Source organism: Photobacterium sp. 53610 (assembly GCF_036409375.1).
Lineage (GTDB): Bacteria > Pseudomonadota > Gammaproteobacteria > Enterobacterales > Vibrionaceae > Photobacterium.
Genome location: NZ_JAXOFS010000008.1, coordinates 112,273 through 124,884, shown reverse-complemented (window position 1 = coordinate 124,884; position 12,612 = coordinate 112,273). Strand labels below are relative to the sequence as shown.

Genomic DNA, 12,612 nt, shown 5'->3' with positions numbered 1-12,612 from the left:
TTATGTACTCAGTTAATCAATGTCGTTTACTTCAGTCTCTGGAAAGCATTGCGGCCAGGCATTGTCAGAAAACAGCGGTCATCTACCAGGATCAGGCGGTGACGTACGCCGAATTGTATGCCCTGGCAGAAGAGTATCAACAACGGCTTCATCGTTGTTCCCCCGGCAGTGATTATGTCTATCTGTATCTGGATAAAGGCATTGAACTGATCGCTGCAATCCTGGCTGTGATTCAATCGGGCCGGGCATTTATCCCGGTGGACGCCAATACGCCGCCGCTCAGGCTGAATCAGATTCTGGATGATGTGGCGCATGCCTGTGTACTGACGGAAAAACGTCTGGCAGCCAATATTGATAGCCAGATACCCTTTGACTGTCTTGATGAGGCAACAGAGGGAAAAGACACATCTCTGCCGGGCAAAGCCACAACAGACCGTTCAAGCTGTTATGCCATTTACACCTCAGGCAGTACCGGCCGTCCCAAAGGCGCCATTATCTCTCATCAGGCATTACTGAATGTGATTGAGCAGTCGATTGCTGAAATGGGGATAGCGAGCGGCAGTAAAATCCTGCAGTTCTCCTCGATTGGATTTGATGTTTCGGTATGGGAGATTTTCACGTCACTGCTGAGTGGCAGCACCCTTGTGATTGCGACCAACGCGCAGCGTTATGATTTGGATGCCCTCCAAACCTTGATTCATGACCAAGCGGTGGATACAGCCTTTTTCATGTCGACCTTCTTAACCCATTTGCTGCCCGGGCAATTTCCAACCATTAAAACGGTGGTGACCGGCGGAGAAATGTTTGGCGAAAAGATTGTGGCGCAGTGGGCAGACGGTAAGGCGCTGTACTACGTGTATGGTCCCACCGAATGTGCCATTTTTCAGTCCATTGTGCCATGTGCGAAAAATGGTCCGGCGGTGCCCACGGTCGGTCATCCGATTGCCAACATGCATTTTCATCTTTACGACGTTGCCGGGAGCGAGGGGGATGTATTTGAACTGGGGATCTCGGGGATTGGGGTCGGATACGGCTATTTGAACCGGGAAACACTGACGAAAGAGAAATTTGTTCAGGATCATCAGGCTGGCGTGATTTATCTGACGGGTGATCTGGTCAAAAGACGGCCGGATGGTGAACTCGATTTCTATGGGCGCAAGGACAGGCAGATCAAGATACAGGGTTATCGGGTCGAAATCGGTGAAATTGAAAATACCGTTCTCCGGCAGCAGGGTGTGGAATCGTGCTGTGTGGTTGTCGTTGAGCTAGCGCAGTCTAAACTGCTGTACGCCTATGTTGCATCGTTGCCGGGTTCAGACGTGAATGAAACCTGTCTGCTGGCCTCATTAAAAGCAGCATTGCCCGGATATATGATCCCCGCTCATATCAAGCTGACGGACCGTTTGCCTAAAAATCAGAACGGCAAGATAGACAGGAACCTGCTCAAAGAGCAGGCGACTGAATCGCTGAAGAATCAGTCTGCCCGCAGTCCGGAAGTGCTGACAGAACACGAAGCCATATTGGCGGAATACTGGAAGACTCTGCTGAAGATTGAAACCGTCGGTCAGGAGGATGATTTCTTTCTGCTGGGCGGTACCAGCGTACTGGCCATTCGGCTGGTTGCGGAACTTGCCGGTTATGCGCTGAAGTTTTCAGACATTTTAGAACTGCGTACCTTAGCTAAGGTGGCGGAGAAAATGGTTCCCGTTGTTTCCGTTACTGAGGAAACAACGGCGGTGAATGCGCAAACCGGAAAGACAAAAGCGACCCATACGCAGGCAAGCATCTGGTTTGCCAGCTTGAGCAGCGAACGGACCGATATTTATGACCTCAGCTACGCCTATCAGATCTACGGCAATATCGATTGTGCGCTTCTGCTGAAAACCCTGACGGCTCTGTTAAACAAGCATGAATCATTGAGAACGTCCTTACGGCTTGAGGGGGAACAGATCCTCCTCGAGGTCGGAGATGCGGAGAAAATGATCCGGCAGCACGATCTGTCTGCTGAGCCTGCTGAAATTGTGCAGCAGCGAGTCGAAGAAGCTCTGAGACAACCGCTTGATATTGAACATGGCACTTTCTCTGCAGTTGATGTGTTTGACGCTGGCGACGAGATTTTCCTGGTGCTGAAAGTGCATCACACTGTCTACGACGGCTGGTCACACGATGTCTTCCTGAAGGAACTGGAGTCAATTTACCTTGGTTATTGTCATGGAGACGCGTCTGCAGCGGCTGAGGAAGCGTTGCCTGTTGCGGGTATCTATCAGCCGAAGGTAGTCACGGATACGGAAAGAGAGGCTGCCTGGCTCTATTGGCGTCAGATCTTAAACCATGACGCCGTGGCAACGGTGCCTGTCTGTGCCGAGCGAAATTCGGTCCCAAGCGGCCATGGCGGTCAGAGTTCCCGGAAACTTGACGCCAGGTTAGCTGCGTCACTGCGGCAGTTTGCGTTGGACAACAAACAGACCTTGTTCGTGGTGCTGGCATCTCTGGTGCAATTAGTAATCCGGAGTTATAGCACCAGTGAGCAGGTTCGTTTAGGAACGGTCCGGGCAAATCGCGAACAGAAGGCGCGGCTTGATCAGATTGGCTTGTACGCTGAGACATTCTTGCTGAATAACGTGATCACTGAACAAAGCTCCCTGAGTCATGTGGTCAGTGCATGTGAACGGAGTCTGATCGAATCCGCAAGGCACGATTGCATTTCGTATATTGAGCTGGTTTCTGAATTTCCGTCCGCTGCCATTCAGTACTGGGTCACTGTGGTTGAAACCGAATTTGAACCGTTCCATGAAGAGACCTCAATCCAATGGAAGAAGCTGCCTCTGGAGGTCGAAACAAATCTGTTTGATTTGAGTTTTATTTTTGAGCTTGAGAACGACGATATTGATTTGAATTTAGTGTTTGCCAGAGATGTGTACTCAGAAGGCAAAATTTCAGAAATATCAGACCGGTTCGAACAGATCGCTGCATGCTTCCTGGAGGAACCTGAAACCAGTTTTTCAGCATTATCTGGCAATTTCATGTTCTCTGGCCGGAATGCTTCTTCGCATGAGTGATTTCACCAGACTGTTTAGGATTTGCGAATGTCTGTTTTTAAAAGTGTGCTAGAGCTCTATCGCAGCTCGCCAAGTTTTCTCAGTGAACATCCTGCAATTTATACGGATAGCGGGGTGATGTCATATCGTGAATTAGAGTACCGGGCAAATGCTGTCCGGGATCTCTTATCCCGGCAAGGGGTTTGTCCGGGAGAGATTGTCAGTGTTTGTCTGCCCAAATCAGCAGATGCTGTGGCGGTGATGCTTGGCGTGATCAAGGCCGGAGCGGTCTACCACCCATTGAATTTTGATGCGCCGCCTGAGCGCAATCATCGGATTCTGGCTGATGTGCAGCCGAAGATCATCGTCCATACCGACAGCACATGCTGTTATGCCAGACACTATCCGGTGATCGCTCTTTCTGCAGATCTTGCGCATGCGAATCCGGGGCAGGACGCACTTATCAATCCAGAAGATGCAGCTTATGTTGTCTCGACGTCGGGCTCAACAGGGCATCCGAATTCAGTCGTGATTCGTCATGAATCGATTGAAAATTACATCACCTGGAAGCTGGCATATTACCAGTTTCATGCAGCGAGTATGAAGTTACAGTTTGCTCCCTTGTCGTTTGACAGCGCTATCTCGGACATTTTGTCGATGTTGTGCTGTGGCGGTGCTTTGTATCTGGTTTCGGCAGACAAGCGTGCGAACTGCGACTATATCATCGATGTGATCGGCCGGTATCCCATCACGTCTTTTGCCATTGTTCCGAGCCTGTATAAGCGACTGTTGTGCTTTTCCGGTGATGTAGCGCATTCACTGGATACAATTACACTGGCAGGGGAAGAGGTCACGGCAGAGGTACTGGCGGAGCACAGGCGTCAGTTCCCGGCTGTCAGGGTGGTGAATGAATACGGTCCATGCGAGTGTACGATTGGTGTCGCCGCATTGGATGTCACGCATCATGCGGGTTCGGAACCGCCGCCTATCGGCCGTGCTATTGCCAATACTCATGTGTTCATCCGCGACGCAGCTCCGGATGCCGCCGGGCGATATACCGGAGAAATTTGTATTACGGGTATCAGTGTCGGAAACGGTTATTTAGGCAGAGAGCCTGAAACATGTCTGAAGTTCCTGCGTCATCCCGACACTAATGCGCCATATTACTGCACGGGTGATCTGGGATATGTGAATTCAGCAGGTGAGCTGGTCTTTGCCGGCCGGAAAGAGCGTACAGTCAAGGTGGCCGGAAACCGGGTCAATCTGATTGAAGTTGAAACGGCCATGAATCAGGTACAAGGCGTTTCGCAATCCGCGGTTATTTTCCATGAAGAGCGGTTAAAAGCACTTTGTGTGGCAGATCGAACTGTGGCATCAATTCGCCATGCTCTGTCTGAGAAGATTCCGGATTATATGATACCTTCGGTCATTCAATTATCGGAAACTTTGCCAATCAGCCAAAATGGCAAGAAAGATTATCATCAGATAGCAGATATATTTTCACAGCAGGCCAAACAAATGGATACGACTGATTTTCGGGTTGAAAACGTCGTGACGCAGTACTGGAAAAAAATATTAAATGTTCAATCTTGCGAGCTGACAGACAATTTTTTTGATATTGGCGGGAATTCTCTCCTGTTTATCGATTTAATAATGGAAATAACAAAAGCTTTTGATATCAGTATTGACCTGTCACAGCTGCTGGAAAAGTTAACGCTTCAGGATCAAATATCCTATATTGAGAACTTAATAAAAGATAAGTCTAAGGAAATAAATGAATAACGAAAATGGAATCAGCAAGAATAAAAACTTCTTTTTGCTGGTACAGGGAATGTTTGTCAGTGTCTTCGGTGCACAGTGTTACTTTATTGCCGAATCTCTGGTTGTAAAACATCATACGGAATCCGGCGTGATGGTCGGAATAACACTGGCACTGTCAGCCATTCCTTATCTGATCTTTGGGACGCTCGGCGGCGCCTTTGCAGATCGCTATAACAGAAAAAACATCATTGTATGGTGTGATGTCATTTCAGCGCTGGCGGTGTTGAGTCTGGCTTTTGCGCTCTTCCTCGACATAGATTTCCTGGTTGTCCCGTCTGTCATCCTGGCTGGAATCACGCTTAACATTGTGATGTGCTTTTTTAACCCGGCCAGCCGGGCAATGATGCCGATGCTGGTGGATAAAAGCCAGTTACTGAAAGCCAATTCGCTGTTCAGAACGTTAAAGAATATCAGTGAGGTCTTGGGCCAGTCTTGTGCCGGATTTCTTTATACCTTGCTGGGTCCGGCAATGCTGTTCTTTATCAACGGGATTACGTATTTGTCTTCAGCCGCTTCTGAATCAAGGATTAAAGTTGCGTCACCGGAACACGCTGCGGATGAAGTGCAAGGTAAGCAGGGCCTTGGGGCACAAATCAAAGAAGGTTTCTCGATTGCCGCCAAAGTGCCGGGTTTGTTAGCTGTGATTATCGCGCTGGGTCTGATGGATTTATTTCTGGCGCCTTTAATGACCTTTTTACCGTTCTTTGTTGAAAACTCTCTGGGTCTGAGCACTTACTGGTTCGGGATTATGTTCGCCGCGCTGTCCGTCGGGGCCGTATTGGGCAGCTCTCTGAGTGGCCTGATCAAAATCCCGGAGCGCATTGCCCCGGTATTGATTCCAGCATTTCTGGTCGGCACCGGTTTATCCCGATTATTCATGGGACTTTCCGGGAGTCCCTGGCTGGTCTTTGTCTGCATTTTAATGGAAACCGCGACAGCCGTTATTTTCTCCATTCGTGCAGAAGTGATTATTCAGAGTAACGTCGAATCAAAATACCACGGCCGGGTCTTTGGATTGCTGGGCATGGTGATGGGCGTCTTTACTCCGATCGGTATGGCGCTGGGCGGTGTACTGGTTGATTTAGCGCAGGACCGTCTGGCGGATTATATTACCGGCTCGGGTATTGCACTGACGCTGATTGCCGTTTCATTCATGCTGAGCCGTAATTACCGGCAGTTCTTCAAGGTCAAAAAGGATGAATCCGTCCAAAATGATGAAGCAATTGCCTGAGTCTATTGCGCTGTAAGTTGAGTCAAATATTCAAAACAACATTCTGTTTTTCCGGCGGGATGTTGTTTGTTACTTATTTCATTTCTGATACCGGTTTGAAAGGGGTTTTCAATTGGACCATCGTGACTTAGGACTGAAACAGTCGATATTTCAGCATATCGGGGAACACAGCATTGAAGCGCTGTTCCGGGTCTCCAAAGACTATGGAAAAAAGTACGGCGTGATCGGTGTTGTAAATGGCGAACTGACGGAGCGAGAGGTTTCCCGTCTTCAGCTTGAATCAGACGAACGGCCTGTGATTGGGGACTGGGTGATTTGCCAGGAACTGCAGGGGGAGCATGTGATCACTGAGCTTTTGCCTCGTGAAACTCAGCTTGCCCGGACCCGCTCCAGCGGAACGCAGCAGGCAATCGCGGCCAATATCTCTCATATTTTCATCACGACCTCCATGAATGCGGAGTTCAATCTGAACCGCCTGGAGCGCTATCTGGTCCTGGCCAAAGCGTCGGGTGTTCAGCCGACGATTGTGCTCACGAAGCGCGATTTGGTGGATGACCCGTCGGAGTATGTCGATCAAATTACCCGGCTTGATCCCAGCCTGCTGGTATTACCGATCAGCACCCAAACGGGCGAGGGACTCGAAGAGTTGCTGTCCTTAATTCAAAAAACTGATACCTGTGTGCTGATTGGCTCGTCAGGGGTCGGAAAAAGCTCGCTGATCAACTTCCTGCTCGGGGAAGAGGTGCTGGAGACGCTGGCCGTCAGTGATGAAGGGGCCCGGGGCAGCCATACAACGTCGAACCGATTTCTGTTCATGCTGCCGACCGGCGGACTGATTATCGATTCTCCGGGGTTACGCCAGGTTGGCATCGGGGCATCGACGAAAAATGTTGAGGAAACCTTCTCCGATGTTGAGTTGCTGGCAAATGACTGCCGTTACCGTAATTGCACCCATGAGAAGGAAGAGGGCTGCGCCATTCAGGCCGCATTAGCTGACGGCAGTCTGTCACCCAGACGTTATAAGTCGTATCTGAAGCTGATGACTGAATCACGTTATGCGGATGACCCTGAAGCATTCCAGCGCGAGCGGCACAGACAGTGGCGTCAGGTGACCAAGAACCGGAAAGAAAAAGAGAAAGTTCTGGGACGGTACAAAGAGTTTTAACCATTCCCGTAATTGTCTTTCCTTATGTTTATCGGGTGGTTTCTGAGAGTCAGTGAGTACAGATGAAAGCTTCACTTGATGAAGCCCCCTTTGCCAATTGAACAGAACGATGGAATTTACTTTAAAAATTTACAGCAATGACATTGCCGTCTATCGCCTGTCTGATCTCTCGGGTCTGTCATTTCCGGAAGATTGCGGATTTTTTAATTTATCCGTAACGGGTGATGAAATCTCGTTAATGTGTGATGTGCAGCGTTTGTCGTCTGAATACCAGGGATGGCTGGACCGGAAAGCAACGTCCGTCAGCAAAGACTGGTCCTGCCTGCGGGTGGATGGGGATCTGCCTTTTGATATTGTCGGCGTGATCGCGACCTTAACCGGCCACATCGCCTCGATAGGCATCAGTCAGTTTGCTGTCTGTACGCATGATCGGGATTATGTTCTGGTGCCGAATACGCAGCGGCATCAAGTGATCACTCACTTAAAGACGGTTGGATATCACTTCGTCGATGGTGACCCTGTGTAAGCGAGGGATGGGACCATGAGCAGGCAAGGAAGCATCAGGATAACGACGGTATTCCCGGAGACGAATTTTATTGCGCGTGTTGAAGCGCCCAGTCATGAGACCGATCTTGCAGCCTGGGTCCGCCAGAATGAAGCACTGGTAAAGAGGCAACTGAAGGAGCAGGGAGGGATCTTGTTCAGGGGCTTTGATATGCCGGATGATGCCTCATTTCTGAATCTGGTGAGGGAGCTGCCATTTGAACCGGTTGATATCAGCCAGTTTGAAGAGGCCACGGAAAGAGAAAAAGTTGCGACCAATCTGTATACGACCACAGCTTTTCCGGCCAGCGAGACGATTTCATTGCACAGTGACTACTCATCGTCGCTGGATATTTGTCAGTACCTTTGTTTTTTCTGCCTGACTCCTCCGGGCACCGGTGGTCAAACCCCGGTTGCGGATAATCGCCGGATCTATCACAGACTGAATCACACATATCGTCAGCAGTTTGAAGCGCTGGGCTGGCGATTGGTCCGCCATTACGGCACGGGGCTCGGACTGGACTGGCAGGATACCTTTTTAACGGATTCCCGCCAGGCCGTGGAGAAACATTGTCAGCATCATGACGTAACAGCCAATTGGGATGGTGATGAATTAAGGACGACACAAACACGAACTGCGGTGATTCTTCATCCTGAAACCGGGGAAAAGTGCTGGTTTAATCATATTGCTTTCTGGCATGTGGCGAATTTACATCCCGACATTGCTGATGCGATGATCGATGCGGTTGGTAAAGAAAAATTGCCCTTTCAGACGTTTTTTGGGGATGGTAGTGATATTCCGGATCCGGTGGCACATCATATCCGGGATATTTTACTGGAGGAAAAGCGCATGTTCGACTGGCAGCAGGGCGATGTACTTTTATTAGATAACATTTTGACCAGCCATGGCCGGGAATCTTTTTCCGGAGACAGAAGTATCCGGTTATCGGCGTTTCATCAAATGAAGCGGGAGTGATTTTTTCTTTTTGATTCAATCGATTTATCCCCACTCACTTCTTGAAACGGTTGTGTTGATTTTGTCGTGAATTCTCGTATTCATCTTTTTCCGAGGTGCTCAGGTGAGTGCATTGAAAAGTGTTTTCAAAGAAAGTTTCCTTCCTCAGCAACAGAGTCCGCAGGTTCATTTCTCCAGAACGCTGCTGATTTGTTTTTCTCTTCTGATTGCATGGTCTGCTGTCTTTATGAAACCGGGCTGGCTCGAATTATTCGCAGAACATATCGTGATTGCGGTGATGATGGTTGTTGGCTCTTTTGTGGCAGGTTCAACCCCCCTGGGCGGTGGTGCTGTTGCCTTTCCTGTGATGACGAAACTGCTGTCGACGCCCCCGGAATCATCAATGCACTTCTCATTGATGATACAAAGCATAGGCATGACGTCCGCCTCCATTCTGATCTTGTTGAGCCGCCATCAGTTGCCCTGGCGGGGGATCGCACTCTATCTGGTCGGTTCATTTTCCGGGTTTTATCTTGTCACCCAGTATTTATACGCCACTTTAAGCAGCGCAGAAGTAAAAGTGATGTTCAGCCTGAACATCGCAATTTTCTTGCTGGTTTATTTATTTGGTTATTACGCGGATAAATTTAATGAAAGGCAGATTCAGGTTTGCCGCAGGAAGATGATCACTCTGGTGACATTCGGGTGCCTCGGCGGCGGGATGAGTGCTTTTATCGGTTCTGGTGCGGATCTGTTTGCGTTTGCATTGTTCACCATTTATTTTCGGTTAAATATCGTGCAGGCAACACAGGCCAGTGTGATCATTATGGCGACGACGTCCATTTTCGGACTGATCACCTTCTTTTTTCAGGGAACTCAGCCTGCTGAAGTCATTTTTGAATATTGGTATGTTGCCGCTCCCGTGGTGATTTTCGGTGCTCCGATAGGCGCCTGGGTTTGCTGCAAAGTCAGCAAGAAAGTGATTCATCACATGATCATTGCCCTTTCATCTCTGGAGTTAGCCTCAACCTTACTGCTGTTGCCATTGGGTGAACGCTCGGCATTGATTTTCTGCTTTCAGCTGTTAGTGATGTTTGCACTGTTTAGCTGGAATAAGAAGCAGATGAGAACGTCAGGATAAGCACGCAAGAAAAAGCACAGAACAGCAACAGGCTGGCCGTCCGTTCTGGTCCCTGAAAACAAAAAGCCCTGCAAGTGCAGGGCTTTTTACAACGCGATGGTGATGCGGGTATCACTCAATATTTTGGATCTGTTCGCGCATCTGCTCGATCAGCACTTTGAGTTCAACGGCTGAGGCGGTGATGTCGGTATTGATCGATTTCGAGGCCAGGGTGTTCGATTCGCGGTTGAATTCCTGCATCATGAAGTCCAGACGCCGGCCACAGGCGCCGCCTTTTTTCAGAATTTTTCGGGTTTCTTTCACGTGAGAATCGAGGCGATCCAGCTCTTCGGCCACATCACTTTTCTGAGCCAGCATAATCAGTTCCTGCTCGACGCGGTTGGCGTCCAGCTCGACTTTGGCTTCTTCCAGACGCGTCAGAATGCGTTCGCGTTGCCATTGCATGACTTCCGGCATCAGCGCGCGTACTTTGGTGGCTTCTGTCGTGATGGCATCCAGACGCTGATCAATCAGGTCTTTCATGTTCGCGCCTTCGCTGGCTCGGGCGGCGATGAAATCATCCACTGCGCCGTCAAATGCAGTCAGCAGTTCCTGATTGATGATGTCCATGTCCTGTTCCGGGGTTTCCATCACGCCCGGCCAGTTCAGCACCTGAAACGGACCAATATTGCCTTCACCGGCGGTTTCTTTTACCCAGCTGGCGGCTTTGATCACCTGCTTGGCTAAAGATTCATTGATACGCAGTTCTGTGTTGGCAGCCGGGTTGGCTTCAAAGCGCAGGCTGCATTCGACCTTGCCGCGTGCCAGACGCTGACGAAAACGCTCGCGCAGGACAGGTTCCAGACTGCGGAACTGCTCTGGCAGGCGCAGATAAGTTTCCAGATATCGTTGGTTAACCGAACGGATTTCCCAAACGGCGCTGCCCCAGTCGCCTTTAACTTCGCGACGGGCATAGGCGGTCATACTGTGAATCATTGGCGATGGCCCTTAAGAAATGATGGCTAGATTATACGCACCAGTGCAGATAATGGAAATTGATCCGTATCGTCAGGCGGGTTCAGGGCGTGCAACAGGGCGGAGATCTGGCTATAATCGCCGGTCAATGTCTGCGGGTCGCCGAGCGGCCTGTTCTCAGCACCCAATATCAGCCAAGGTGGAATCCGATGCGTCCAAGTGGAAGAAGTGCCAGCCAAGTTCGTCCGATTACTATTACCCGTCATTTCACTGCCCATGCCGAGGGTTCGGTGCTGGTTGAATTCGGCGACACCAAGGTAATTTGTACCGCCAGTGTTGAAGAAAGTGTACCGCGCTGGCTGAAGGGCAAAGGCCAAGGCTGGGTGACGGCTGAATACGGCATGCTGCCTCGCGCAACGCACTCCCGGAACCGTCGTGAAGCGGCCAATGGTAAACAAGGCGGCCGTACGCTGGAAATTCAGCGTCTGATTGCCCGCAGTCTGCGTGCAGCGGTTGATTTGGAAGTGCTGGGTGAGCAGATGATCACGGTCGACTGTGACGTGATTCAGGCCGACGGCGGAACCCGGACCGCCTCGATTACGGGTGCGATGGTTGCACTGACCGATGCTATTCATGTGATGCTGGAAAAAGGTCTGCTGAAGAAGAACCCGCTGAAAACGACCATTGCGGCGGTTTCTGTCGGGATTTATCAGGGCACACCAGTATGCGATCTGGACTATGCCGAAGATTCCAGTGCGGAGACAGATATGAATGTCATCATGAACCGTGAAGGCAAAATTATTGAGATCCAGGGGACCGCAGAGGGCGAAGCCTTCAGTACCGAGGAACTCATGGCGATGCTGTCGCTCGCGAAAGACGGCATTGCCGAGATCATCAATATCCAGCAGGCATCGCTGGAAAGTTAACGTTTTTGGAGCGGTTCCTGTTGGAGCCGCTTTTTTTTGTCCGCAGAACACCGATCTTGCGGGATTTCGCCAGCCACTTGTCCTTCGGCTGGAGCATGCGACCAATCGCTCGAGGAGAAACAATGAAAGCATATCAGCGTCAGTTCATCGAATTCGCTTTAGAGAAAGGCGTCCTGAAGTTTGGTGAGTTCACCCTGAAATCAGGCCGCAAGAGCCCGTACTTTTTCAATGCCGGTTTGTTTAACACCGGTCGTGATCTGGCACGTCTGGGCCGTTTTTATGCCGCAGCACTGGCCGATTCGGGTATTGCATTTGATGTACTGTTTGGCCCGGCTTATAAAGGGATTCCTATCGCGACCACTACGGCCGTCGCACTGGCGGATCACCACGACATCGATACTCCGTACTGCTTTAACCGTAAAGAAGCCAAAGACCACGGCGAAGGCGGCAATCTGGTCGGCAGTCCGCTGGAAGGGCGTATCATGCTGGTGGATGACGTGATCACGGCCGGGACCGCGATTCGCGAATCGATGGAAATTATCAAGGCGAATGGTGCTGATCTGGCTGGCGTGCTGGTGGCGATTGATCGTCAGGAAAAAGGCAAAGGCGAGCTGTCGGCGATTCAGGAAGTCGAGCGTGACTTTGTCTGTGCGGTGATTTCCATTGTGTCTCTGGGCGATGTAGTCAGCTATCTGGAAGAGCAGGATGGCATGGAAGCGCATCTGGAAGCGGTGAAAGCTTACCGCGCTCAGTACGGCATCTGATATCTTTCAGATCGGAACAGTAAAGGGCTGGCAGTGATGCCAGCCCTTTTTTGATGGTTTCGGGTGATCGTGTC

The 12,612-nt window shown here is 50.3% G+C and carries 10 protein-coding genes; 9 read left to right on the top strand and 1 reads right to left on the bottom strand.

Annotation, left to right across the window (positions count from 1 at the left end):
* Positions 1-2: 2 nt before the first annotated feature.
* From SPK40_RS17755 to SPK40_RS17725, 7 genes are all read left to right on the top strand, one after another.
* Positions 3-3,059 (top strand): amino acid adenylation domain-containing protein, encoded by a 3,057-nt coding sequence (locus SPK40_RS17755; protein WP_330961397.1) that lies wholly within the window; start codon positions 3-5, stop codon positions 3,057-3,059.
* A 27-nt stretch (positions 3,060-3,086) separates the two neighbouring features.
* Entirely contained in the window at positions 3,087-4,820 is a 1,734-nt protein-coding gene (locus SPK40_RS17750) for a non-ribosomal peptide synthetase (protein ID WP_330961396.1), read from the top strand.
* Complete coding sequence (locus SPK40_RS17745; RefSeq protein WP_330961395.1) at positions 4,813-6,090, top strand: MFS transporter; 1,278 nt, start codon at positions 4,813-4,815, stop codon at positions 6,088-6,090. Before SPK40_RS17750 ends, SPK40_RS17745 begins: the two co-directional genes overlap by 8 nt.
* Positions 6,091-6,202: 112 nt before the next feature.
* Positions 6,203-7,255, top strand: a complete 1,053-nt coding sequence (gene rsgA, locus SPK40_RS17740) for a ribosome small subunit-dependent GTPase A (RefSeq protein ID WP_248144486.1) — start codon at positions 6,203-6,205, stop codon at positions 7,253-7,255.
* A 109-nt stretch (positions 7,256-7,364) separates the two neighbouring features.
* On the top strand, positions 7,365-7,781 hold the full coding sequence (locus SPK40_RS17735) for an ACT domain-containing protein (RefSeq protein ID WP_248144485.1): 417 nt from the start codon (positions 7,365-7,367) through the stop codon (positions 7,779-7,781).
* Positions 7,782-7,796: 15 nt separating this feature from the next.
* Complete coding sequence (locus SPK40_RS17730) at positions 7,797-8,774, top strand: TauD/TfdA family dioxygenase (RefSeq protein ID WP_330961394.1); 978 nt, start codon at positions 7,797-7,799, stop codon at positions 8,772-8,774.
* Between the two features lie 103 nt (positions 8,775-8,877).
* The gene (locus tag SPK40_RS17725) at positions 8,878-9,894 is read left to right on the top strand and encodes a sulfite exporter TauE/SafE family protein (protein ID WP_330961393.1); all 1,017 of its coding nucleotides are present in this window, start codon (positions 8,878-8,880) and stop codon (positions 9,892-9,894) included.
* A gap of 111 nt (positions 9,895-10,005) precedes the next feature.
* Here the strand turns inward: SPK40_RS17725 and SPK40_RS17720 are convergent, their stop codons facing one another.
* Positions 10,006-10,869 carry a YicC/YloC family endoribonuclease gene (locus SPK40_RS17720; RefSeq protein ID WP_330961392.1) on the bottom strand — a complete coding sequence of 288 codons (864 nt, stop codon included), beginning with the start codon at positions 10,867-10,869 and terminating at the stop codon, positions 10,006-10,008.
* 188 nt (positions 10,870-11,057) lie between these two features.
* Between SPK40_RS17720 and rph the strand changes: the two genes are divergently transcribed.
* Both rph and pyrE read left to right on the top strand, forming a co-directional pair.
* On the top strand, positions 11,058-11,774 hold the full coding sequence (rph, locus tag SPK40_RS17715; RefSeq protein WP_248144481.1) for a ribonuclease PH: 717 nt from the start codon (positions 11,058-11,060) through the stop codon (positions 11,772-11,774).
* A gap of 122 nt (positions 11,775-11,896) precedes the next feature.
* On the top strand, positions 11,897-12,538 hold the full coding sequence (gene pyrE / locus SPK40_RS17710; RefSeq protein ID WP_330961391.1) for an orotate phosphoribosyltransferase: 642 nt from the start codon (positions 11,897-11,899) through the stop codon (positions 12,536-12,538).
* Positions 12,539-12,612: the final 74 nt, after the last annotated feature.